Here is a 21,522-nt window from a genome sequence, read left to right on the forward strand (position 1 = left end):
CGCCCGTTCCCCCTGCCAAACCATTCAAACGACGTGGCGTCAGTCTGCCACAACATCCCCGCGGCCACCTTCCGCGGTCGGGAACGGTGAAGCTTCGGCCGCCGCCGCACACTCTTCTTGCTCCTGATCCCCTCGTCCTTCAGAATGCGGACGACACTCGAACGACTGATCCCGATCCCCTCCCGTTCGTTCAGGCATTCCGCAAAGTGAGAGAAGTTGAAATCGTAATAGACCTCCTCATACGCCTTCAGCACCGACTCCCGAACCTCATCTCCGATCCTGCGCCGAGACGTTCTGCCGCGGTTGCCGTGAACAAGCCCCGCCGCCCCTTGAGCGACGAACCTCTTCTTGATCCTGATGATTTGCCGTTGACAGAGCCCCAGCTTCTCCGCCGCCTCCCTGTTCGTCATGCGTCCCTCGACAAGCGCTCCGATAATCCTGATACGATCCAGTTCCTTTTGTGACAATGTCATTCGCTCCTGTTTCATGAACGGTATTATCTCAGAGTGACATTTTCTTGGAACAGTTATGGGTGACTTTATCACTGAACAACGACACCGCCGAATTGCCTCATTGACGAAACGGGAACAATGTTGTACAATTCCCGTCGTGTCCGGGGTGTAGCGCAGTCTGGTTAGCGCGCCTCGTTCGGGACGAGGAGGTCGGAGGTTCGAATCCTCTCACCCCGACCATTTTCGGATGCACAAGCCCCGGCCTTGGCCGGGACTTTTTTTGTCCGCAAAGATTCGATTGACTAAAATTGACCTTCCGATTAAAATAAACGCGCAAAGGAGTGACGGCGATGGAACAGAAGAAGAAAGACCATGTGGTCGCGCTGAACCGCAAGGCGCGCCACGACTACTTCGTCGTCGATACCTTCGAATGCGGCGTCGTGCTGACCGGCACGGAGATCAAGTCGGTGCGCGCCGGCAAAGTCAACTTGAAAGACGGCTACGCCAAGTTCGAACGCGGCGAGCTGTGGCTGATGAACGTCCACATCTCCCCGTACGAAAAAGCGAGCTGGGCCCAGCACGATCCGCGCCAAAACCGCAAGCTGCTGCTCCACAAGTCGGAACTGCGACGGCTCGGCGCCAAGGTCAAAGAGAAAGGCTTCACGCTCGTTCCCCTTTCCATGTACCTGAAAGAGGGACGGCTGGCGAAAGTCGCGCTGGCCCTCGCGCAGGGAAAGAGCGCGCACGACCGCCGCGACGCGATCATCGCGCGCGACGCCAAGCGAGCCATCGCACGGGAGCTGCGCAACCGCGGCAAAGAGCATTAGCCGGTTGTGTGTCGTCCGATGTTCCACATTCATTGGGGGCGATCAGGTTCGACTGGTATGGTGGAAGTCTGAGAGCAGGCCGAGCGACAGGCGTTACCTGTCACAAAAAAGAAACGACAACAACTACGCACTGGCTGCTTAACCAAGCAACCGCCCGAGCAACTGAGAGCGCCCGCAAGGTTGTGAGGGTCAATCACTGCGAGCGGCGTATGGTCTCGGAACGTAGAGAGGCGGCGGCTGTTTTGTCGGTCACAGTCCCGCTTCTGCGCAGTAAAGAAATCGACTAAGCCTGTAGCCGCTCATTCATACACACCATGTCAGGACCGGGGTGCGATTCCCCGCGCCTCCACCAGAACAAAATTTCGCGAAGAGTCACATAGAGACAAGGCCGGACATCGTCCGGCCTTGTTGTTGTAATACTAATTCTTGATAGAAAGTATTAACATAGTTTTCAAGGCGCTGCAGGGGAGTTCAGTCGCTCAGAAGGAACTCAACCGCTGCGCGGTCTGCGCGGCTCGCTTTGTGAATCTCCCCCGCAGCGTCTTCGCGTTCGGCTTTTTAATTGAGAAATAGTATAGAATCATACCCACCGGCCGTGCCGGTTTATGCCCTCGAAGAGGCCAAAACCGATAGGCCATCTTCGCGCCTGGGCCTTCGCACGCCGACTCAACACAGCGATTCGAGCGTCCGCCGCGACGACTTCTCCCGGGCTTCTTCGAGAGCGGCCCTAGAGACCTCCAATGCCTCGCGATCCGCCGTCCAGCCGCTCAGCATATCGCGCCCGGCCGGTTCGTCCATGAAGTAGCCGGACACGTTCGCGTTCCAGCCGGGCACAACGTGGGAAACGTGCGGAGTCTCAACGGCTCCGACGGTAATCGCGCAGCAGAGCATCAAGGCCGACAGCCACGTTGTTGCCAGGCAGAGTTTTCGCTTCCCGTTTTTGCCGATCACGGATCGATCCCTCCCGCCTCTCCGCCTCTTCGGCGATGCTCTCGACGTCCCGGACGATTTGGCCGGAGACATCTTTTATGTCTCCCCAAGCTTCGATATCGCCCGAGTACCACCGGAAAGCCGCAAGCCATACGATCAGCAGCACGGCGATCATCGCCAGCGCCAACAGCCGCGGTGTCACGTTGCACAGTCCGCATCCGCAGCAGCACACGCATTTGTCTTTCGCAAAATGCGGCGATAAAATTTCCCGGCCATACCCCCCCTAACGTTGAGATACATCTTCAAAAGAAGTCGAGACTAAATAGTGCGTTGTATTGACAGTGCACATTCAGTACACTATAATTTGAGACAAAAAGGAGCTGATGATCATGGCGACAACCAACGTCACCGTAAGAATGGACGAAAACCTGAAAGCCGATTTCGAAGAAATGCTCGCCGACTTCGGGCTGAATACGTCGGTGGCCATTAACATCTTCGCGCGCCAGGTTGTGTACGAGCGACGAATCCCGTTCGCCATCGCGCGCGACCGCCCCAACGCCGTGACACGCGCGGCCATGGAAGACACCCGCGCGCGTCGCGGCCTGAGCAAGACCTTCTCGTCCGTGAAAGACCTGATGGCCGATCTCGATGCTTAATCTCAGATATCAGTCTGCCTTCAAGCGCGACTACAAGCGTATCCGCAAACGGGGGTACGATATTCGGCGGCTGGAAAACATCATCGAGATGCTCGTAAAAAAGCAGGCGCTCCCCAAAGAGTGCCGCGACCACGATTTGGGCGGCAATTGGTCGGGGTTCCGCGAGTGCCATATCGAGCCGGACTGGCTGCTCGTCTACACCATCGACCATAATGACTTGGTCTTGGTCCTCAGCCGCACCGGTTCGCACAGCGATCTGTTCGGATAAAAGCAAAGGGCGCCCTCTCGCGAGGGCGCCCTTTGCTTTTATAATTGCCTCAACGAATAGTGCCGTAATACTATTTCTTGATAAAAAGCACTAATATAGTTTGCAGGGCGCTGCGAGGGAGTTCAGTCGCTCAGAAGGAGCTCGACTGCTGCGCAGCTCGCCTTATGAATCTTCCTCTCAGCGCCTCTGCGTTCGGTATTTTAATTGAGAAATAGTATGAGAACATCGGGAATCATAGCCGCCGGCACGGCCGGCGGGTATGATTTGTAGACGAAAACAAGCGCAGGACGAGCGGGAAAATTTTCCCGCTCGTCCTGCGCTTTGCCCCGAGGGATCGCAGATTTTTCGGCCAATGGGCCGTCCTTTCACGATGCCAGCTCCGAAGTGACCTGCGCCGCGATCTCCTGCAAACGGGCCACGCCGCGTGTGACGACGTCGTCCGTCAAACGGTTGGTCGGTCCGGAGAGATTCAGCGCCGCAAGGACCCGTCCGTTTTTGTCGAAAATGGGGACGCCGATCCCCACGCTCCCCTGCCCCATTTCATCGTAGGAGACGGCGTACCCCTTTTTGCGAATTTCCCGCAGCTTCTCCGGCGAAATGCCGGGTTCGGACTTCATCACCGCCACCTGCACCTTGGGCGGCAAAAACGCCAGCAACGCCGTCCCGCCGCCGCCCAGCGTCAGCGGCAGTTCCTCTCCGACCAGCACGGTCTGGCGCAGCGGATGCGTGCTCTCGATGCGGTCGATGCAGAGACGCTTGAAGTTATGGTAAATATACACGGAAACGTTCTCGTTGAATTCCCGGTGCACTTTGACCAGATAAGGATGCGCCGCAAGGCGCAGTTCCTCTTTATCGTCCACAAGTTCGCCGAGCATTTTCACCGTCATGCCGAGAAAATACTTGCGGTTCTCGGGATTCCTCGCCAGGAATCCTTTTTCCGCCAGCGTCTGGATCAGCCGATAGGTGCTTGTCGTGTTGCGCCCGACCGTCCTGGCGATCTCCGTCAGAGAAAGCTCCCGATGATTTTTCAAAAAGCACATGAGCACGTCGAGCCCATGTTCCAAAGTTCTCGACGTCGACTCGCTTTTCGTTGAATCCGCCATTTTCCCCACTCCTTTGAGAATACCATCGCACCGCACTCATTTCAACAATTACCGGCATTTTTTCATTATATGAAATCAGGTCGCGAAAAGCAACAATGGAGGGTCTCCCCGACGTTGCTGGATTTATGCACCATTTCCCGGTAATTTCGCAATACGATCTCATACAAATACAAATCCATCCTTGATTCTTCATCAAAAGGGCAATACAATTCTATGCTGTATGGCCTCGTTTTCAAGCAGGCCCATGAAGTCAAGGAGGATATGACAGTGAACGAAGCGACGCGGACGGAACGGAAAAAAGTGATCCTCAGCGGCATCCAGCCGACGGGGATTTTCACGCTGGGCAACTATATCGGCGCGGTGCGCAACTGGGGCAAGATGCAGGAGGACTACGACTGCGCCTATTTCATCGCCGACCTGCACTCGCTGACGGTGCGCCAGGAGCCGGCCAAACTGCGCAAGCAGACGCTGGACGCCTTTGCGCTGCTGCTGGCCTGCGGCATCGATCCCGAAAAGAGCCTGGTTTTCATCCAGAGCCACGTCCATGCTCACGCCGAACTGAGCTGGATCCTGTCCTGCTATTCCATGTTCGGCGAGTTGTCGCGCATGACCCAGTTCAAGGACAAGTCGGCCAAGCACGTCGACAATGTCAACGCCGGACTGTTCACCTATCCCGCGTTGATGGCGGCCGACATTCTGCTGTATCAGGCCGACTACGTCCCCGTCGGGGAAGATCAGCGCCAGCATCTGGAGTTCACCCGCGACGTGGTGACCCGCTTCAACAACATCTACGGCGAGGTGTTCCGCATGCCCGACGCTTACATTCCCGAGGCCGGCGCGCGCATCATGTCGCTGCAGGAGCCGACGAAAAAAATGTCCAAGTCGGACACGAACGTCAACGCGTTCATCTCCATCCTCGACGAGCCGAACGCCATCGTCAACAAGTTCAAGCGCGCCGTCACCGACAGCGAGACCGTCGTCTGTTACCGCGAAGGCAAGGACGGTATCAACAACCTGATGAGCATTTATTCGGTCGTCACCGGCGAAAGCTACGACCGGATCGAACGCGACTTCGCCGGCAAGGGCTACGGCGGTTTCAAGCTTGCCGTCGGCGAAGCCGTCGCGGAAGAGCTGCGTCCGATCCGCGAAAAATTCGCCGCGCTGACGGCCGACAAGGCGGCGTTGGAAGCGCTTTACCGCAAGGGGGCGGAAACAGCCGCCCATATCGCCGAGCGGACGCTGGGCAAGGTCAAGAAAAAACTCGGCCTGCTGCCCCGCTGAGCCGCGACCGGCATACAAAAAATCCGCTCTCCCGGCACGTCGGAAAGAGCGGATTTTTTGTATGCCGTTTTTTTACCACCACAGACGCGAAAGGATCAGCGCCGTGCCGACGACCGTGACCAGCAGCGAATGGATCTCGCTTTTCAGCAGGATCGAAGCGTCGTACCCGCCGGCGCGGACATGGGACAGGGCCTCGCGGGAAAAATTCTTCGGCACGAAGCGCCCGACGCGCTTTTTGTAATCCTCGTACTCCCGGCCGAACTTCCGCGCCAGGAACGCCTCCTCGTGAGGCACGATCAGCACGCCATAGAGCACGTAGAACGCCGCCAGGAACACGACCGTGGGGACGTTGCCCGACATCCAGGCCCAGCCCAGCCCCAGCAGACCGTTGGCCACGTACAGCGGATTGCGGACCAGCGCGTAGGGGCCCCACGTCGCCAAGCGCTGCGCCTTGACTTCCTCGCCGCGGTAGAGCGCGATGCACCCCACGCCCCAAAAGCGCAGCAGCTGCCCGAGGATCACCAGGATCAGCCCGGGGACGATGCGCCCGGGCAGCGGGCGCGCCAGGGCGAGGATCACGACGAACAGCGCCGTCCAAATGCCGCCGCGCTGCCTGAACGCCCAGACGCGAAGCTTCTGCAAAGCGTCATTCTCCATTTCTGCGCTCCTCTTCGATCAGTTCGCCACCGGAACCGCTGATGATCTTCTCCGCCGTGCCCCAGCCGATCATGCGGATGGCGACGACGCAGCCCATGAAGATGGCCAGGTATTCCGTGAAGAAACGGCAGATGACGGCCATGATCCCCGCCATGTTCTCGGGCATCAGCAGGCTGAAGATCGCGGCGCCGCCGCCCTCGGCCACGCCGCTGGCGCCGGGCGTGGGGATAAAGTAGAGGATGAACATGAACATGGCCTGCGCCAGCACGGCATGCAGATAATTGACCGTCAGTCTCACCGCGTGCATCAGCAGCGGCAGCACGGAAAAAAGCGCCACCAGATGGCAGACGGAGAGCGCGAACGCGCCGATAAAATACGGCAGCCCCTCCCCCACCATGCGCTTCACGTTTTCTGAATAGCTGTCGATCTCGGAACAGGTGACGCGGTAGGCGCGCAGCACGCGCAGCCGGCTGAACCATCTGAACTTCTTCAGCCAGAGGAACATGGCGCAGCAGAAGCGTTTGATCACGTCGGCCTTGAGGATGCTGAGGATAAAAACGACCCACATGACCACCGACAGGATCCCCACGTAAAAGAACACGCCTTTGACCAGCACGCCGCCGCCCGCCAGCTGAGGCACCGTCAGAAAGGCCACTGGCGCCGCAATGCTCAGCAGAAAGGTGCTGAACAGCGTGCGGATCAGCGTGATGGCGATGCCCGAGCCGACCGGCACGCCCGACCTGTACAGCACGTAGACCTGGAACGGGCCGCCGCCGACCTGCATGGGCGTCAGCGCGCAGCCGAAATAGTGCAGCCAGGTCAGCACCAGACCGCGGACAAAACGGATCTTGTAACCCATGGCCCGCGCTGTCAGGCAAAAACGCGAAGCGTCGCAGCTCCAGGCCAGAAAGACCATCATCAGCACGTACAGAATGTTGATCTTCCTCATGTGCATAAACGCGTGAAGCGCGTGCTTGTCCACGCTGACACAGATGATCAGCGCGCCGACGCCCAGCGTCAGGAACAGAAAGACCGCCAGCCCTTTTCGCAAGCTCATTCTTTGTCCTCCCCCGGCGTCTCGGAATCTCTGGCGTCCTCCGACTCGAACCAGCCGCGAAGCCGCTTCAAATCGCCCAGGAAGGGCGGCAGGACCTCGCGCTTCCACTCATTCTCATGCCAAGCCTGAGCTTCCGCAAAACGGCCGTCGGCCATAAGAGCATGGAAGGTTTCCACGCTCCGGCGCAGCGGCGCCGCGTCGGGAAGCGCGCCGCCGTATTCGGGATACGCGTCGCGAAAGCCTTCCGCCACCTCGCCGACCCAGTCCAGAGAAGCGTAAATCCCATCCAGCATGGAGGCGGCGAAGACTTCGGCGCCGTCAAGGATCTCCTGCAATCCTTTGAAGACTTCAAGCAGGGAATCTTTGATCTCTTCAAGGAGCTCGACTCCCAGTCCCCAGGGCGTGTTGGTCAGAACGTCCACGTCGATGCCGTCCGGGACCGTCAGCAAATCCCCGTCATCCAGCGATTCGCCGTCCGAAAGCATGTCGACGATCACGTGCCCTTCGGCGGATACCTTTTCCCGCAGCGCTTCGAGCTGTTCCTCCCGCGACAGCGATTCCATATGCGGAAAGGCCCACTCAGTTCCATCGATCAAAAATCTCATAATATCCCCCTACAGGAATGGACTCTACATCGTAGCAATTTTAGCACACATATCAACTCCGACGGGAAAAATCAAAAAATATATGCTAGAATTTTCTGGCCTGCACAAGGGGGAGAGTTTCCATGGACGAAATCGAAGGGAAAAATCGTCCCGAACCGCTGCGGATCAGCGCGAAAATCCGCCGGCTGACGGGAAGAGCCATCTACCGGTACGACATGATCACGCCCGGCGACCGCATCGCCGTCGGCGTTTCCGGAGGCAAGGACAGTCTGCTGCTGCTTTGCATCCTCAAATTCATCAAGACTTACAGCCCGGTCAAATACGATCTGCAGGCTTTCAGCGTCGACATGACCAACGGCCAATGGGACCCAATGCCGCTCCAGACTCTCTGTGATTCGCTGCAGGTGCCCCTGCACGTGATCCCTTACGCCATCGAGCACATCATCGACGTCAAGCGGGAAGAATCCCCATGCAGCCTCTGCGCCAACCTGCGCCGTGGCATCCTCAACGCCGCCGCCAAAAAGGCCGGCTGCAACAAGCTGGCGCTCGGGCACAATCTCGACGACGTTGTCGAAACGGGGCTGATGAACCTGCTGCGCAACGGGCGCTTCCGCAGCTTTCAGCCCAAACTCTGGCACGACCGCGCCGAGATGTGGCTGATCCGCCCCATGATCTATCTCAGCGAGTTTCAGATCCGAAACGAGCTGAACCGTCTCGGCGTCGCCACCTTCCAGCACTGCTGCAAATACGGCGCCGACACCGAGCGCTCGCGTACCAAGTCGCTGATCGCCGAGCTCAAGCCGCGTTTCCCGGACCTCAAGCAGAGTATCCTCCACGCGCTGGAGAACCACGCCCTCACCGACCATTGGACGGCGACGCCGCGGCTCTACGCGGGCGTGTACGAGTCGGATCGTCCCGTTTCGGATTCGGAGCGGCAGCCCGATCTCTGATATTTTTTCATAAAAGACGGACCGTCGCGAAAAATTTTCGCGACGGTCCGTCTTTCTTGAAAATACAATATATCATTCTATCGAAAAGACCGCGCTCTTCGAGCCGGCTTCGATGTCTTCAAGCGTTTTCAGGTAACCGGCGTAATCCGTGCTGCCGCACAGTGCCAGAGCGTAATTCTTTCCCTCTTCCACGCCGGGCTGGTCGAAGGGATCGACGCCGAGCGCCAGGCCGACCAGGGCCGTCACCGTTTCGAGCAGGAAGATCAGGCCGCCAAGACAGAACTCGTCCGTCCGTTCCAGCTCGATCTCGCACAGCGGCAGCCCGCGGCGTTTCAGGGAAGCGACAACGCCGCGGCGTTCGCAGTCCAAAACGCGTTCCTGCGACGTGCCGTCGAGATAGCGCGCCTCGTCGAAAAGCTTGCCGGCGGGGATCGCCAGACGGCCTTCCGTGCCGGGCTTTTCGCTGAGGAAGAAGAAGAACTTGTCGTCCGGCCCCGAGGTGTAGAGCTGCAGCTGCGAGTGCTGGTCGATGGAACCCAGCGCCGCCTGCGGCGTCAGGCCGAGACCGTTCTTGCCGAGGCTTTCGCCCCAGAGCTGCGCGAACCACTCGCTCACCGACTTGAGCCGGTCGCCGTAGGACCAGAACACCGTCACGTTGCGGCCGGCCGCCTCGCCGCGCAGCACCTCGCGCGCGATCGCCGTCGCTGCGCTGCCGGCCGTGTCCCTCAGCAGCGCTTTCTTCATCGCCGCCGCGCCGGCCAGCAGTCGTTCCGCGTCGATGCCCAGCGCGCCGGCGGCCGCCAGCCCGCAGGACGAAAGCACCGAATAGCGCCCGCCTGTGTCCCCGGGAAAATCAAGACAGCGCGTGCCTTTCGCGACCGCGTAATCATGAAGGAAGCCTTTTGCGGGATCCGTGACGGCAAAAATATGCTTTTCGACTTCGTCCCCAAGCGCCGCGGACAATCTCTGCCTAAAAAAGAGGAAGTTGCCGAGCGTCTCCAGCGTGCGGCCCGATTTGCTGACCGCCAGCAGCGCCGTTTTCCGCGGTTCCAGCCGCGCCCAGATCGATTCGTTGCTGCGGGCGTCCGCGTTGTCCGCGACAAAAAGCTGCGGCTGACCGTCCGCGCGGACAAAAGGATACAGAGGATCGAGAAAAGCGTTCATCAGCATCTGCGCGCCCAGCGCCGAGCCGCCGATACCGATCAGCACGATCTGCCCGAACCGCGCCAGCTCGCGCCCCGTTTCCTTCAGCGCGGCAATGTCCCGGCCGGGCAGGTTCATCCAACCGTAACCGTTTTTCCCCCGGGAAGCGCCGTCGAGAAGCTTTCCCCAGGCGGCGCCAATTCGGGCTTTCAACTCCGGCGAAACAGTTCCGTCCCTTTGTGCTTCCGTAAGTCGAATTTTCAGCATGATCTTGCGCCTCCCTCTCTAAAATTAACAGGATACCCTCACGAATTAGTTTAAAAATGAGTCTCTTTTTTCTTGCGAAGCGTTATGTTTCTGATCTTTTGCTGTGTTTTTCAGCATAATGGGGATTTGTATTTCGCGTTCGCTCTGCTTGTAAAACATATTCGCAGTTGTATAATCTTTCACAAGGGAATAGCTGTTTCAGGCCGCCCATCCGGGGGCGTGTTTTTATTTTACACACTTCGGCCTGTTTCAGCTATAGGGAATTTCCTGAATCCATCTTGAATATCAATATTGATAGGGGGACATTACATGTTCAAGATTCTTTCCAAGAGCGCCCTTGCGGCCAACGAATTCGACATCTGGATCGACGCGCCGCAGATCGCTCGCAACGGACATGCCGGACAGTTCTGCGTCCTGCGTGTGAACGAGACGGGGGAGCGTATTCCTTTGACCGTCGCCGAATATGACCGCGAGGGCGGACGCATTCGCATGATCTTCCAGACCGTAGGCAAGACGACCACGGCGCTTGGCAAGCTCAACGAAGGCGACTGCATTCACGACATCCTCGGGCCTCTGGGCACGCCCAGCGAGATCAAGAAATACGGCACGGTTCTCATGATCGGCGGCGGCGTCGGCATCGCGGCGCTGTTCCCCATCATCAAGGCTTTGAAGGAAGCCGGCAACAAAGTTATCACCATCCTCGGCGGACGCACCAAGGACCTCGTCATCATGATGGACGAGTGCGCCAAGTATTCCGACGAACTGATCGTCACCACCGACGACGGTTCCTACGGCGTCAAGGGCGTCGTCACCACGGCCATGGACATGCTCGCGCAGCGCGGTGAAAAGATCGACTACTGCTGGGCTATCGGACCTTCCATCATGATGAAGTTCGCTTCTCTGAAGGCGAAGGAACTGCAGATCCCCTGCTGGGTCTCGCTCAATCCCATTATGATCGACGGCACGGGCATGTGCGGCGGCTGCCGCGTTACCGTCAACGACAAGATCCGTTTCGCCTGCGTCGACGGCCCCGAGTTCGACGGCTGGGGCGTAAACTGGAACGAATTCATGACCCGTCTGCGCCAGTACAAGGATGAAGAGAAAATCTCTCTCGAAAAGTACAAAAGCGAGGTTGGTGAATAACATGGCCATTTCTCCGAAAAAGACCCCTATATCTGAGCAGGATCCAAAGGTCCGCGCCCATAACTTCAAAGAAGTCTGCCTCGGCTACACGCCCGAAGAGGCGATGCAGGAAGCCGCGCGCTGCCTGCACTGCAAGAACGCCCCCTGCATTAAGGGCTGTCCCGTCGCCATTCGTATTCCCGATTTTATCGCCGCCATCAAGGAAGGTGATTTCGAGAAGTCTTTCGACATTCTCAGCCAGTCCACCGCTCTGCCCGCCGTCTGCGGCCGCGTCTGCCCTCAGGAAAAGCAGTGCGAAGGCGTCTGCACCGTAGGGCGCATGAAGGACCGCTCTACGGGCCTGAACAACGAGCCCGTCGCCATTGGTAAACTTGAGCGTTTCGCCGCCGACTGGAAGGCCTCGCAACCGGCCGTCAAGCCCACTCCCGTTCCCTACAATGGCAAAGGCAAAGTGGCTGTCATCGGTTCCGGCCCCTCCAGCCTCACCGTGGCCGGCGATCTGGCCAAGCTTGGTTACAAGGTCACCATTTTCGAAGCCCTGCACCTGCCCGGCGGCGTTCTGATGTACGGCATCCCCGAGTTCCGTCTGCCAAAAGCGATCGTGCAGCACGAGATCGACAACATCCGGGCGCTCGGTGTCGACATCGAAGTCAACGTCGTCGCCAGCCGCACCGTCACCGTCGACGAGATCCAGAAGAATTTCGACGCCGTGTACATCGCCACCGGCGCCGGCACGCCCAAGTTCGCCGGCACGCCCGGCACCAACCTTAACGGCGTCTTTTCCGCCAGTGAATATCTGACCCGCATCAACCTGATGCACGGTTACGAGTTTCCCGCCTACGACACGCCCGCCAAGAACTCCAAGCACGTGGCCGTCATCGGCGGCGGCAACGTCGCCATGGACGCCGCCCGTTCGGCTCTGCGCCTTGGCGCCGAGAGCGTCACCGTGCTCTACCGCCGCTCCGTGGACGAGCTGCCTGCCCGTATTGAAGAGTATCACCACGCCGTTGAAGAAGGCGTCAAGTTCGAGTTTTTGACCGCGCCCGTGGAATACATCGCCTACAGCGGCGACGACAAGAACGAAATGGGCAAACTGGTCGGCGTCAAGTGCCAGCGCATGGAACTGGGCGAGCCCGACGCTTCCGGCCGCAGAAGCCCCAAGCCGATCGCGAACAGCGAGTTCACGCTGGAGATCGACACCGTGATCGAAGCCATCGGCCAGAGCTCCAACAAGGTCCTGCTGAACGCCTGGCCCGAATTGAAGACTAACAAGTACGGTTACATTGAGGCCGACGAAGCCACCGGCGGTGCCACCTCCATCGAAGGAGTCTACGCCGGCGGCGATATCGTCACCGGTGCGGCCACCGTCATTCTCGCCATGGGCGCGGGCAAAACGGCCGCCAAGGCGATCGACGAATACCTGACCGCTAAGGCCGCTAATTAGTTCTTTTCCGCCTGTCGTAGCGAGAGCGCTCTTCGCGCCCTCGCTTTTTCTCTACAAAGGAGCCGATTCCATGAGTTGCTACGGTGAAACCGGTTACAACGCCAACGACGATCTCAAAGACTGGAAAGTTCTCCGCCAGGAGACATTTGAACTGGCGCGCTCGAAAAACAATCCCGCGTTTCTGGATTACGTCGACGGCGTCAGCGATAAAGCTTGGGCGCACATCCTCGAAGAAAACTTCTTCACCCCCCAAAAGGCGATGGAACGCCTATGGGGATTTTACCGCACCGATATTCTGCCCTACCGACACGAGGAACAATAGCAAGAGCGGGACTTTCACCGGATCAAGCGAAAGTCCCGCTCTTGCTATCGATCCTTGCGGACATTGATTTGTTTCATCGTTCATTTCCAATCATTCTTAATATTATTTTTCAATTAAAAGGATGAACGCAAGGGCGCTGCGAGGGAGTTCAGTCGCTCAGGACTCCCTCGACCGTTGCGCGGTCTGCGCAGCCCGCTTTGTGGATCTCCCTCGCAGCGCCCTGCAAACTCTGTTAATGCTTTTTATCAAGAAATAGTATGAGGCCCTTGGCGTTCATTTTCGGTTTCGTTCTTACGCATGACCAATGCAGCAAAATCCTTCATAAAGTACCCCGGTCCCCTGTATTCCGGGTCAACTTTCTTAAAGAAGCAGGTCGGGATCTCGCCCAGCGCAAGATTTTTGGCGATACACGGCTCGCACCCTCCGCTGTGGTTGTTAGGATGGTTCGGACATTTCACGTCCGTACACGTGCAAAAAAGAACTCGATTTTGCGTTTTCTCGCCCCCGTTGATCATATGCTCATCTCCATTGCGTTCAGGACGTGCGGCAGTCAAAACCATTTCGCCTCTTCGTCGGGAAAGACCGGTTTTTCTCCGTTTCGATAAGGATCGTAACGTTTTTTGTTGCAGCCGAACTCCTTCAAAAAAGCGATTTTGTTCCCCGGCGACCACTCGATGAGAGACATTCCCTCAAATTCTTCGACCTTGCCGCCGGCCATTTCATCCTTGAAATCCCATTCGACGACCGTTGTGGCGCCGCTGTGAAAATATCGCTTGATATCCCACCGCAGGACGCGCCCGCGCGTGTTCCACTCGCGGAACCATTTTCCGATCTTTTCGATGCCTTCATACTGAGGCCCCCAGCTTTCGATGTAAAGGGCGTCTTCCTCGAATACCGCGCCGATCCCGGAATCGTCCTGTCGAAGCCACATAGCAAACCAGCGTTCGACTGTTTTTTCTCTTTGGTCCGTTATGTTCATGAGGCACCTCCGTTAAGTTTTTTATGGTATCGATGATGACGGAAATATTCTTCTTGAGCTGGCCGAAACGGGCCGTATCATAAGTGCACATCTCATATACAAATTGCAAGGTATTCATCGTAGGTCATATATCCTTTTGGTTTATTTTCTGCCATCACGCGGTCTCCCCGTCTCTTTAGATAAATCGTCCCGTCAGACTCTCTTTGGATCCGCGGATATCCTCCGGCGTTCCCTCTGCAATGATCCTTCCTCCGGAAAGTCCGCCTCCCGGTCCCATGTCGATAATGTAATCGGCGTTCCGAATGACATCAAGATCATGCTCGATCACGATCACCGTAGCGCCAAGATCGATCAGGCTTTGGAAGACATCCAAGAGCGTGCGGACGTCCTGCGGATGCAGGCCGATGGTCGGCTCGTCAAATACGAAGACCGAATCCTTCTGTCCCTTCCCCATCTCGCTGGCAAGCTTCAATCTCTGCGCTTCACCGCCGGAAAGGCCGGGCGTCTCTTCTCCCAGGGTCAGATAACCAAGCCCCAGATCGTGCAGGACCTGAAGCCTCTTTTGCAAAAGGGAGAGCCTCTTGCAGGCGGCGAGCACTTCATCCACGCTCATGTTCATCAGGTCGGGAAGACTGTAGTCGTTGCCGTCTTTCGCTCTTCGCAGAATCCTGTGCGCCTCTTTGCCGTAGCGGGAACCTCTGCAGTCGGGGCATGTGACATCCACATCCGGAAGGAACTGCACGTCGAGAGAAATCTGCCCCGTCCCATCGCAACTGGGGCAGCGAAGCGTTCCCGTGTTGTAGGAAAAATCTCCCGCTTTGTATCCATGCCGCTTTGCGCTTTCCGTTCTGGCATATACTTTGCGAAGCTCATCGTGAACGCCGGCATAAGTCGCCACGGTCGATCGCACGTTGATGCCGATGGGAGCTGCATCGATCAGCTTCACCTGGCGGATCCCTTTTGCCTCGATACTCTTCACATGAGCCGGAAGCTTTTCGGCCTTTATATCCGCCTCGAGGCCGGGGATCAGACTCTCCAGCACCATGGTCGTTTTTCGAGCCGGAAACACCGGTGACGACTGTCAGCCGGCTCATCGGGATATCGACCTCGAGCGGATGTACGGTATGAATCTGGTCAGTGGACATGTGAATCCTACCATTCGAAAACAGATCTTCTTTCGGCACCTCAGGTCTCGTCCTGCGGTACGGTCCCCCGCCGATCTTCTTCCCGCGGCCCCTAACGGTTTTTCTCTGAGCCTCCGCCGTCAGATACGGGCCGATAAGAGAGTTCTCATTATTTTCAAGCTCATCCACCGTTCCTTCGGCAATGACAGTCCCGCCCTCCGCTCCGGCGCCCTTTCCCATTTCTACCATATAGTCACTGTGCCTCAGCACCTGGGTGTCATGGTCCACCAGGACGACCGAATTCCCGTCCGCGATCAGGTCATCCACGACACCGGTCAGTCCCTTCAGATTGTACGGGTGCAGGCCGATCGACGGCTCGTCCAGAACGTAGAGGACTCCGGTCGTCCGGTTCCTGACGGATCGGGCCAGCTGCACCCGCTGCCGTTCCCCCGTGGACAGCGTGGAAGACGCACGGTCCAGCGACAGATAGCCGAGGCCCAGATCGATCAAGCGCTTCGCCGTGTCCAGGAAAGATTCGCAGATATTCCTCGCCATGGGACGCATCTCTTCCGGGAGGGAATCCGGCACAGCCTTCACCCAGCGGATCAGATCATCCAGCGTCATTTTGGAAGCTTCGTCCACCCCGATCCCGCGAAGGCAAGGGGCTCTGGTCGCTTCAGACATGCGGGTGCCATGGCAGTCAGGACAGACGCCCTCCTTCAGGAACCGCTCGAGCCGTTTCATCCCCGTATCATCCTTGACCTTGGACAGGGCATTTTCTACCGTGTAGACCGCATTGTAATAGGTAAAATCCATCTCCGCCGTCTGCTGCGTTTTGGGATTCACATACAGGATATGCTTCTTTTCCGCCGGTCCGTGATAGACAATTTCTTTCTCTTTGTCGGTGAGATCCTTAAACGGCACATCCGTGCGAACGCCCATTTCCCGACAGACATCCTTCATCAGGGCCCACATCAGCGTCCCCCATACCGCGACAGCCCCTTCATCGATCGTCAAATCTTCATTCGGAACCAGCGCCGCCTCGTTTACCGTGCGAACCACGCCGGTCCCCCCGCAGGTCGGGCAGGCGCCTCGACTGTTGAATGCAAGATCCTCCGCTCCCGGTCCGTAAAATTTTTCCCCGCAGACGGGGCAGGTGATTTCCTGCATAGCCGCCACGGCAAAGGACGGTTCCACATAATGTCCGTTCGGGCATCTATGGCTGGCAAGTCTCGAGAACATGAGGCGAAGACTGTTCGACAACTCTGTCATGGTCCCGAAAGTGCTGCGGATTCCGGGGACTCCGGGCCTCTGATGCAGCGCGAGCGCCGCCGGCACATATCGGACCTCGTCGACATCGGCACGCTCTCCCTGCGTCATCCGTCTTCTTGTATAAGTGGAAAGCGATTCAAGATATCGTCTGGAACCTTCCGCGTACAGAATGCCGAGGGCAAGGGACGACTTGCCGGAACCGGAAACGCCGGCGATGCCTACGATCTTGTTCAGCGGAATATCCACATCGATATTTTTCAGATTATGCACCTTCGCACCGCGCACTTCCATACAGCGCGGCAACACTTTCACCGCTTTCCCCATGACATTGCCTCCATTTTATAAGCAAAACGACGTTCGCGTCCGCAAACCTTTATGCGTCCTTTCAGCACATCAATCATACTATATCTGATACAGCGATCAAGTACGCAGAATATCCATACAGAGTACGCTCCGTGATACCGTTCTGAGCCGTATGATCCGGTATCACGGAGCGTAAACTACAGCTTTGGGAAGAGGCTGTCTCAAAAGCCGATCGAGGCAGCCTCTTCCCGTTTACAATAAAAGGACGCCGGTTTACTGGAAACGCAGTAAATCGGCGTTTTCTCCTTAAGGATCACTTTTTGTCTGTTTCATTCTCCCGATTTCGTACCTACCGCAAAATCTTCAACCGCGACGACCGCCCCTACGCACTTTTCAAGACGTCCTTCACGCTGTAGGCAGTCGGTCTCACCGAAGGTAAAATGTTCTCAAAAGTGCTTAAAACAAAGCCTCTTTAGGACTTCTGTCTTTGCAGCAGCGCCACAGTCTCCACGTGGCAGGTCTGCGGGAACATGTCGAAGACTCTGAGGCTGTCCATGTCGAGGGCGTAGCCGGCGTCGCGCAGGAGGGCGGCGTCGCGGGCGAGGGTGGCGGGGTTGCAGGAGATGTAGAGGACGCGCGGCACGCGGCTGGTGGCGATGGTCTCGATCAGGCTTTTGTCGCAGCCGGCGCGGGGCGGATCGACGACGACGCAGTCGATGCCTTCGAGATCGGCGGGAGCGACGACGTTTTCCGCCGCGCCCTGAACCACGGTCAGCCCTTCGATCCGGTTGAACTCGCCGTTTTCCCTAGCCAGCGCGACGGCGGAGGGCCATACTTCGACCGCCGTGATAGTCTTCGCTTTCCGGGACAGGAACGCCGTCAGCGCGCCGACGCCGCAGTAGAGTTCGAGCAGATTCTGCCCCTCTACCAGGCTGGCGGCATACGCAAAGAGCTGTTCCGCCTGCTCCGAGTTCGCCTGAAAGAACGACGTGCCGTCGTAATCCAGCCTGAAGTTTCCCAGCCGCTCCGTCAGGCGGTCTTCGCCTTTGACGAGCACGGACTCCGTGCCAATGATGACGTTGCCCTCGTCGGGATTGACGTTGACGACAAGCCCGCGCAGTTCCGGAAAGCGCTCTTTGAGATGATCGTAGAGCCGTTCGAGCGACTCGCGCGCGCCGCCCTCGGGGCGGGCGGCGGCGACGAGGATCAGCAGGAGTTCTTCGCCGTCACGGGCGCTGCGGATGACGACGTGCCGCAGCCAGCCGCTGTTGCTTTTTTCGTCGTAACAGCAGAAGCGGCCGTAGTTGATCATGTTCTTGATAACAGCGTACAGCTTGTTGGCGCGGTCGCAGATAACGGGGCAGCGGTCGACGGGAACGATCTCGTGCGAGCCGCGTTTGAAAAAGCCGATGTCGCCGGCGCGTCCGCGAGCGCGCACGGGAAAGGACGCTTTGTTGCGGTAGCGCCATTCGCTGCGGGACGGCACGCAGGGGATCTCGCCGTCGATCTCGAAGCCGCCGATGCGGCGCAGCGCGTCGGCGGCAAGCATCGCTTTGATCTGGCACTGCAGCGTATATTCGGCGTGCTGGAGCTGGCAGCCGCCGCAGCTGCGGTACCAGCGGCAGGGCGGTTCGCGGCGCTCCGGACTGGCTTCCACGACGCGCTCGACGCGCGCCTGAATGTAGCTTTTCTTTTCCTGCCGCACGGCGACGACCGCCGTCTCCCCCGGCAGCGCCCCCTCCACAAACACGGTCCGCCCGTCGGCGGCCCGCCCGATCCCCTGACCGGCGGAGTTCATTCTGTCGATATAAAGTTGTTCCATCGTTGGACCTCCCTCGTCCTCTTCTCTTTCGCCCATTATACTCGTTCCGTTGGGAATATTCTCCCGGCCGACGCGCGCACGGTACAAAAAAATCCTCCGCCCGAAACAGAGCGGAGGATTTTCTATTTCTGCGCCCGGAACTTACTGCATATGGGCGGGAGCGTCCTTGAACATGCTGTAGCCTTCGTCGAAGGCCTTGCAATTCAATTCCTCCGTGCCCCTGGGGACGCGGTCGAGCATGGCCTTGCGGACGGCTTCGGGCTTCATCATGCCTTCGAGCTCAAGCACGCGGGCGACCATGCCGAGAGCGACCATGTTGGTGACGATCTCGCGGCCGATCTTGTCGCGGGCCGTCTGGATGATGGGAAGCTGATAGATGTTCGCGTCCACCACCGGCACCTCTTCGACGGCAAAGCTGTCGAGAATCAAACGGCCGCCGTGCTTCACGTCGCCGGCGTACTTGTCGGCGGCGCCGCCGGTCAAACAGATCATCAGATCGGGATTGATGGGCTTGGGGTAATCGATGGGTTCGTCGGAGATCACGACTTCGGCCTTCGCCGAGCCGCCGCGGGCCGCGGGGCCGTAGCTCTGCGTCTGCACGGCGTAAAGGCCGTCGCAGAAGATAGAAGCGGCTTCGCCGGCCATGATGGCCGCGGTGATAACGCCTTGGCCGCCGGAACCGGCCAGACAGATTTCAAAACGTTTGGACATGGAAGCGCCTCCTACTTAGCCATAACGCGCTCAAGAAGAGCCTTGTACTGATCGGTGTACTCGGCACGCTCGGTGTCGACGAACACGCCCGTCACGATCTTGCCCTGGAGTTCTTCGGGCGGCATCTCAGCGGCTTTCTTGGCGGGCACGAGATGCTGCTTGAGGTACTCGATGTTGACGATGGGAGTTTTCAGTTTGTTGTAGCGCCCGTACTGGGTATGGCAGAAACCGGACACTTCGACCACGGAGAAGCCGTGATGTTTCACGGCCAGAGTGATCGTCTTTTCGACGTCGCGCGGATTGGCCACGCAGGTGCGGGCCACGAAGGTCGCGCCGGCGCCGGCCGCCAGCTTGCAGATGTCGAAAGAGGGATCGGTGACGCCGTAAGGGGCCGTCTTGGCGATGGCGCCGACCGGCGTCGTCGGCGACATCTGGCCGCCGGTCATGCCGTAGATGTTGTTGTTCATGACGATGGCGGTGATGTCGATGTTGCGGCGGCAGGCGTGGATAAAATGGTTTCCGCCGATGGCGCTGCAGTCGCCGTCGCCCATGACGTCGATCACGGTGAGCTGCGGCTTGGCCATCTTGATGCCGGTGGCGTAGGCCAGCGAACGGCCGTGAGTGGTGTGCAGCGTGCAGGCGTTGACGTAGCCGGGAAGGCGGCTGGAGCAGCCGATGCCGGACGCGAAAACGGTCTGGGTAGGATCAAGCTTCAGATCGACGACGGCCCGCAGGAGCGCGTTGAGAATGATCCCGTGGCCGCAGCCGGGACACCACATATGAGGGAAAAAGCGAGGGCGCATCCATTCGAAGACTTCTTTGCTGGGCATCTTACTTGGCCTCCTCGACAATCTTGTTGAAAATTTCGGTGGGCTGGAAGAGCTCGCCGTCCACACGGTTCAGCGGCACGACGCGGGCCTTGCCGTGAACGGCGCGCTCGACTTCAAGCACCATTTGGCCGCAGTTCAGTTCGGGCACGATGATGGTCTTGACGCGGCGGGCCAGGCGCTCCAGTTCCTTATCGGCGAAAGGCCACAGGGTGATGGGACGGAAATGCCCGACTTTGACGCCTTGAGCGCGTGCGTCGCGCACGGCGCGGACGCTGGAACGGGAAACGCTGCCGTAGGACACCACCAGGATCTCGGCATCTTCCACTTCGACGGTATCGAATTTGACGATGTCGTCGCGGAAACGGTCGACTTTGCGCATCAAACGGTGCATCTTCTTGTCGATATCGCCGGGATCGGTCGTGGGGAATCCCCAATCGTTATGGGTCAGCCCCGTCACATGCCAACGGTACCCGTCGCCAAAGCCGGCCATGGGCGGAACGTCGTCTTCGGGATCGGCCTGATAGGGCACGAAGTGCTCCGCATCGACAGAAGGTCTCTTGCGATCGACGACCCTCAGACTTTCGGGATCGGGGACAACGAACTTTTCCCTCATGTGGCCGATCTCGGCGTCGCTCATGATAAGAACTGGCTGGCGAAAACGCTCCGCCAGGTTGAACGCCTCGACCGTCAACGTATAGCACTCTTCCACTGAAGCGGGCGCCAGGGCGATCGTGCCGTGATCGCCATGCGTACCCCAGCGGGCCTGCATGACGTCCTGCTGGGCGCCCTGCGTGGGAAGTCCCGTGGAAGGGCCGCCGCGCATGACGTCGACGACAACCAGGGGAATTTCGGCTTCATACGCCAGGCCCAGGTTTTCCTGTTTCAGCGTGAAGCCCGGGCCGGAACTGGCCGTCATCGACTTGACGCCGGCAATGGAAGCGCCGATAGCGCAGCCGCAGGCGCCAAGCTCGTCTTCCATCTGCTGGAAGACGCCGCCGACCTTGGGCAGTTCGACAGCCATCGTCTCCATGACTTCCGTCGAGGGAGTAATCGGATACCCCGCGTAGAATTTGCATCCCGCCGCCAGCGCGCCAAACGCGACGGCCTCGTTGCCCTGCCAGAATTTGATCTCAGCCATTATTTCGTCCCATCCTCTCGCACAGTGATCGCAAGATCGGGGCAGATATTTTCGCACGATCTGCAACCGATGCACTCTTCCGGATGTACAGCCTCGGACTTCACTCTGTCGTTCAGGGCAAGAACCTTCTTGGGGCAAACGGAAACGCATAAACTGCATCCTTTGCACCAAGTTTTGTTGATGGATACATCGAACTTCTTGGCCAACACCTTCACCTCCAGAAAAAATAAAAAGCTTC

Annotated in this window: 25 protein-coding genes, 1 tRNA gene and 1 other RNA gene; 10 read left to right on the forward strand and 17 right to left on the reverse strand. The window is 58.4% G+C overall.

Annotated elements, in window-relative coordinates; genetic code table 11:
- A partial coding sequence (locus B0D78_RS12515; protein ID WP_143521661.1) for a helix-turn-helix domain-containing protein occupies positions 1-488 on the reverse strand: 488 nt, incomplete at its 3' end.
- A gap of 126 nt (positions 489-614) precedes the next feature.
- On the opposite strand from B0D78_RS12515, the gene B0D78_RS00665 reads away from it, so the two are divergent.
- From B0D78_RS00665 to ssrA, 3 genes are all read left to right on the forward strand, one after another.
- Positions 615-692, forward strand: a tRNA-Pro gene (locus B0D78_RS00665).
- A 110-nt stretch (positions 693-802) separates the two neighbouring features.
- Positions 803-1,279, forward strand: coding sequence for an SsrA-binding protein SmpB (gene smpB / locus B0D78_RS00670; RefSeq protein ID WP_078015067.1), 477 nt, complete (start codon positions 803-805; stop codon positions 1,277-1,279).
- 34 nt (positions 1,280-1,313) lie between these two features.
- Positions 1,314-1,631: a transfer-messenger RNA gene (gene ssrA / locus B0D78_RS00675) on the forward strand.
- 314 nt (positions 1,632-1,945) lie between these two features.
- On the opposite strand, the gene B0D78_RS12690 is transcribed toward ssrA, so the two are convergent.
- Positions 1,946-2,113 carry a hypothetical protein gene (locus tag B0D78_RS12690; RefSeq protein ID WP_168169945.1) on the reverse strand — a complete coding sequence of 56 codons (168 nt, stop codon included), beginning with the start codon at positions 2,111-2,113 and terminating at the stop codon, positions 1,946-1,948.
- A 22-nt stretch (positions 2,114-2,135) separates the two neighbouring features.
- Positions 2,136-2,411, reverse strand: coding sequence for a hypothetical protein (locus tag B0D78_RS13170; protein ID WP_205948234.1), 276 nt, complete (start codon positions 2,409-2,411; stop codon positions 2,136-2,138).
- 187 nt (positions 2,412-2,598) lie between these two features.
- On the opposite strand from B0D78_RS13170, the gene B0D78_RS00685 reads away from it, so the two are divergent.
- Positions 2,599-2,865 (forward strand): type II toxin-antitoxin system RelB/DinJ family antitoxin, encoded by a 267-nt coding sequence (locus B0D78_RS00685; protein ID WP_078015068.1) that lies wholly within the window; start codon positions 2,599-2,601, stop codon positions 2,863-2,865.
- The gene (locus B0D78_RS00690) at positions 2,858-3,133 is read left to right on the forward strand and encodes a type II toxin-antitoxin system YafQ family toxin (RefSeq protein WP_078015069.1); all 276 of its coding nucleotides are present in this window, start codon (positions 2,858-2,860) and stop codon (positions 3,131-3,133) included. Before B0D78_RS00685 ends, B0D78_RS00690 begins: the two co-directional genes overlap by 8 nt.
- Before the next feature lie 365 nt (positions 3,134-3,498).
- Here B0D78_RS00690 and B0D78_RS00695 read toward each other — a convergent pair whose 3' ends face one another.
- Positions 3,499-4,236, reverse strand: coding sequence for an IclR family transcriptional regulator (locus tag B0D78_RS00695; protein WP_078015070.1), 738 nt, complete (start codon positions 4,234-4,236; stop codon positions 3,499-3,501).
- Positions 4,237-4,497: 261 nt separating this feature from the next.
- On the opposite strand from B0D78_RS00695, the gene trpS reads away from it, so the two are divergent.
- Positions 4,498-5,517 carry a tryptophan--tRNA ligase gene (gene trpS, locus B0D78_RS00700; RefSeq protein WP_078015187.1) on the forward strand — a complete coding sequence of 340 codons (1,020 nt, stop codon included), beginning with the start codon at positions 4,498-4,500 and terminating at the stop codon, positions 5,515-5,517.
- Positions 5,518-5,589: 72 nt separating this feature from the next.
- Here the strand turns inward: trpS and B0D78_RS00705 are convergent, their stop codons facing one another.
- Genes B0D78_RS00705 through B0D78_RS00715 form a run of 3 tightly spaced genes read right to left on the reverse strand, consistent with a single transcriptional unit; the run spans position 5,590 to position 7,836 of the window.
- Positions 5,590-6,174: a methyltransferase family protein gene (locus B0D78_RS00705; RefSeq protein ID WP_078015071.1), complete on the reverse strand. Its 585-nt coding sequence runs from the start codon at positions 6,172-6,174 to the stop codon at positions 5,590-5,592.
- Positions 6,164-7,231, reverse strand: a complete 1,068-nt coding sequence (locus B0D78_RS00710) for a lysylphosphatidylglycerol synthase transmembrane domain-containing protein (protein WP_078015072.1) — start codon at positions 7,229-7,231, stop codon at positions 6,164-6,166. The genes B0D78_RS00705 and B0D78_RS00710 overlap by 11 nt, the downstream gene beginning before the upstream one ends.
- A complete protein-coding gene (locus B0D78_RS00715; RefSeq protein ID WP_143521663.1) occupies positions 7,228-7,836 on the reverse strand; it encodes a hypothetical protein in 609 nt (202 codons plus the stop codon). Before B0D78_RS00715 ends, B0D78_RS00710 begins: the two co-directional genes overlap by 4 nt.
- A 122-nt stretch (positions 7,837-7,958) precedes the next feature.
- Between B0D78_RS00715 and B0D78_RS00720 the strand changes: the two genes are divergently transcribed.
- Complete coding sequence (locus B0D78_RS00720; RefSeq protein ID WP_078015074.1) at positions 7,959-8,786, forward strand: tRNA 2-thiocytidine biosynthesis TtcA family protein; 828 nt, start codon at positions 7,959-7,961, stop codon at positions 8,784-8,786.
- 72 nt (positions 8,787-8,858) lie between these two features.
- Here the strand turns inward: B0D78_RS00720 and B0D78_RS00725 are convergent, their stop codons facing one another.
- On the reverse strand, positions 8,859-10,196 hold the full coding sequence (locus B0D78_RS00725; protein ID WP_078015075.1) for a hypothetical protein: 1,338 nt from the start codon (positions 10,194-10,196) through the stop codon (positions 8,859-8,861).
- Between the two features lie 309 nt (positions 10,197-10,505).
- On the opposite strand from B0D78_RS00725, the gene B0D78_RS00730 reads away from it, so the two are divergent.
- The 3 genes from B0D78_RS00730 to B0D78_RS00740 all read left to right on the forward strand — a co-directional run bounded on the left by B0D78_RS00730 (position 10,506) and on the right by B0D78_RS00740 (position 13,105).
- Positions 10,506-11,339, forward strand: coding sequence for a sulfide/dihydroorotate dehydrogenase-like FAD/NAD-binding protein (locus tag B0D78_RS00730; RefSeq protein WP_078015076.1), 834 nt, complete (start codon positions 10,506-10,508; stop codon positions 11,337-11,339).
- Between the two features lies 1 nt (position 11,340).
- Positions 11,341-12,783 (forward strand): NADPH-dependent glutamate synthase, encoded by a 1,443-nt coding sequence (gene gltA, locus B0D78_RS00735; RefSeq protein WP_078015077.1) that lies wholly within the window; start codon positions 11,341-11,343, stop codon positions 12,781-12,783.
- A gap of 70 nt (positions 12,784-12,853) precedes the next feature.
- On the forward strand, positions 12,854-13,105 hold the full coding sequence (locus B0D78_RS00740) for a DUF255 domain-containing protein (RefSeq protein ID WP_078015078.1): 252 nt from the start codon (positions 12,854-12,856) through the stop codon (positions 13,103-13,105).
- Positions 13,106-13,350: 245 nt separating this feature from the next.
- Here B0D78_RS00740 and B0D78_RS13360 read toward each other — a convergent pair whose 3' ends face one another.
- The 9 genes from B0D78_RS13360 to B0D78_RS00780 all read right to left on the reverse strand — a co-directional run bounded on the left by B0D78_RS13360 (position 13,351) and on the right by B0D78_RS00780 (position 21,490).
- Positions 13,351-13,665: a DUF6485 family protein gene (locus tag B0D78_RS13360; RefSeq protein ID WP_143521664.1), complete on the reverse strand. Its 315-nt coding sequence runs from the start codon at positions 13,663-13,665 to the stop codon at positions 13,351-13,353.
- Complete coding sequence (locus B0D78_RS00750) at positions 13,656-14,084, reverse strand: nuclear transport factor 2 family protein (RefSeq protein WP_078015080.1); 429 nt, start codon at positions 14,082-14,084, stop codon at positions 13,656-13,658. The genes B0D78_RS13360 and B0D78_RS00750 overlap by 10 nt, the downstream gene beginning before the upstream one ends.
- Before the next feature lie 175 nt (positions 14,085-14,259).
- Positions 14,260-15,030, reverse strand: coding sequence for a hypothetical protein (locus B0D78_RS13365; RefSeq protein WP_240496072.1), 771 nt, complete (start codon positions 15,028-15,030; stop codon positions 14,260-14,262).
- The gene (locus tag B0D78_RS00755; RefSeq protein WP_240496073.1) at positions 14,954-16,804 is read right to left on the reverse strand and encodes a hypothetical protein; all 1,851 of its coding nucleotides are present in this window, start codon (positions 16,802-16,804) and stop codon (positions 14,954-14,956) included. The genes B0D78_RS13365 and B0D78_RS00755 overlap by 77 nt, the downstream gene beginning before the upstream one ends.
- A gap of 451 nt (positions 16,805-17,255) precedes the next feature.
- Positions 17,256-18,605, reverse strand: coding sequence for a 23S rRNA (uracil(1939)-C(5))-methyltransferase RlmD (gene rlmD / locus B0D78_RS00760; protein ID WP_078015081.1), 1,350 nt, complete (start codon positions 18,603-18,605; stop codon positions 17,256-17,258).
- A gap of 141 nt (positions 18,606-18,746) precedes the next feature.
- Complete coding sequence (locus tag B0D78_RS00765) at positions 18,747-19,316, reverse strand: 2-oxoacid:acceptor oxidoreductase family protein (protein ID WP_078015082.1); 570 nt, start codon at positions 19,314-19,316, stop codon at positions 18,747-18,749.
- A gap of 11 nt (positions 19,317-19,327) precedes the next feature.
- Positions 19,328-20,146, reverse strand: a complete 819-nt coding sequence (locus tag B0D78_RS00770) for a 2-oxoacid:ferredoxin oxidoreductase subunit beta (RefSeq protein WP_078015083.1) — start codon at positions 20,144-20,146, stop codon at positions 19,328-19,330.
- A 1-nt stretch (position 20,147) separates the two neighbouring features.
- Positions 20,148-21,284 carry a 2-oxoacid:acceptor oxidoreductase subunit alpha gene (locus B0D78_RS00775; RefSeq protein ID WP_078015084.1) on the reverse strand — a complete coding sequence of 379 codons (1,137 nt, stop codon included), beginning with the start codon at positions 21,282-21,284 and terminating at the stop codon, positions 20,148-20,150.
- The gene (locus B0D78_RS00780; RefSeq protein WP_120371662.1) at positions 21,284-21,490 is read right to left on the reverse strand and encodes a 4Fe-4S binding protein; all 207 of its coding nucleotides are present in this window, start codon (positions 21,488-21,490) and stop codon (positions 21,284-21,286) included. Before B0D78_RS00780 ends, B0D78_RS00775 begins: the two co-directional genes overlap by 1 nt.
- Between the last annotated feature and the right edge of the window lie 32 nt (positions 21,491-21,522).

This window comes from Pyramidobacter sp. C12-8 (assembly GCF_002007215.1).
GTDB lineage: Bacteria > Synergistota > Synergistia > Synergistales > Dethiosulfovibrionaceae > Pyramidobacter.

Bases quoted from the DNA above. Each gene is read 5' to 3' on its own strand.
- B0D78_RS00710 (WP_078015072.1), bottom strand. From the start codon at position 7,231: ATGAGCTTGCGAAAAGGGCTGGCGGTCTTTCTGTTCCTGACGCTGGGC.
- B0D78_RS00730 (WP_078015076.1), top strand. From the start codon at position 10,506: ATGTTCAAGATTCTTTCCAAGAGCGCCCTTGCGGCCAACGAATTCGAC.
- B0D78_RS00725 (WP_078015075.1), bottom strand. From the start codon at position 10,196: ATGCTGAAAATTCGACTTACGGAAGCACAAAGGGACGGAACTGTTTCG.
- trpS (WP_078015187.1), top strand. From the start codon at position 4,498: ATGACAGTGAACGAAGCGACGCGGACGGAACGGAAAAAAGTGATCCTC.
- B0D78_RS00765 (WP_078015082.1), bottom strand. From the start codon at position 19,316: ATGTCCAAACGTTTTGAAATCTGTCTGGCCGGTTCCGGCGGCCAAGGC.
- B0D78_RS00695 (WP_078015070.1), bottom strand. From the start codon at position 4,236: ATGGCGGATTCAACGAAAAGCGAGTCGACGTCGAGAACTTTGGAACAT.
- B0D78_RS00690 (WP_078015069.1), top strand. From the start codon at position 2,858: ATGCTTAATCTCAGATATCAGTCTGCCTTCAAGCGCGACTACAAGCGT.
- B0D78_RS00715 (WP_143521663.1), bottom strand. From the start codon at position 7,836: ATGAGATTTTTGATCGATGGAACTGAGTGGGCCTTTCCGCATATGGAA.
- B0D78_RS00755 (WP_240496073.1), bottom strand. From the start codon at position 16,804: ATGGGGAAAGCGGTGAAAGTGTTGCCGCGCTGTATGGAAGTGCGCGGT.
- B0D78_RS00740 (WP_078015078.1), top strand. From the start codon at position 12,854: ATGAGTTGCTACGGTGAAACCGGTTACAACGCCAACGACGATCTCAAA.
- B0D78_RS00705 (WP_078015071.1), bottom strand. From the start codon at position 6,174: ATGGAGAATGACGCTTTGCAGAAGCTTCGCGTCTGGGCGTTCAGGCAG.
- B0D78_RS00775 (WP_078015084.1), bottom strand. From the start codon at position 21,284: ATGGCTGAGATCAAATTCTGGCAGGGCAACGAGGCCGTCGCGTTTGGC.
- rlmD (WP_078015081.1), bottom strand. From the start codon at position 18,605: ATGGAACAACTTTATATCGACAGAATGAACTCCGCCGGTCAGGGGATC.
- B0D78_RS13360 (WP_143521664.1), bottom strand. From the start codon at position 13,665: ATGGTTTTGACTGCCGCACGTCCTGAACGCAATGGAGATGAGCATATG.
- B0D78_RS00720 (WP_078015074.1), top strand. From the start codon at position 7,959: ATGGACGAAATCGAAGGGAAAAATCGTCCCGAACCGCTGCGGATCAGC.
- B0D78_RS00770 (WP_078015083.1), bottom strand. From the start codon at position 20,146: ATGCCCAGCAAAGAAGTCTTCGAATGGATGCGCCCTCGCTTTTTCCCT.
- gltA (WP_078015077.1), top strand. From the start codon at position 11,341: ATGGCCATTTCTCCGAAAAAGACCCCTATATCTGAGCAGGATCCAAAG.
- smpB (WP_078015067.1), top strand. From the start codon at position 803: ATGGAACAGAAGAAGAAAGACCATGTGGTCGCGCTGAACCGCAAGGCG.
- B0D78_RS00685 (WP_078015068.1), top strand. From the start codon at position 2,599: ATGGCGACAACCAACGTCACCGTAAGAATGGACGAAAACCTGAAAGCC.
- B0D78_RS00750 (WP_078015080.1), bottom strand. From the start codon at position 14,084: ATGAACATAACGGACCAAAGAGAAAAAACAGTCGAACGCTGGTTTGCT.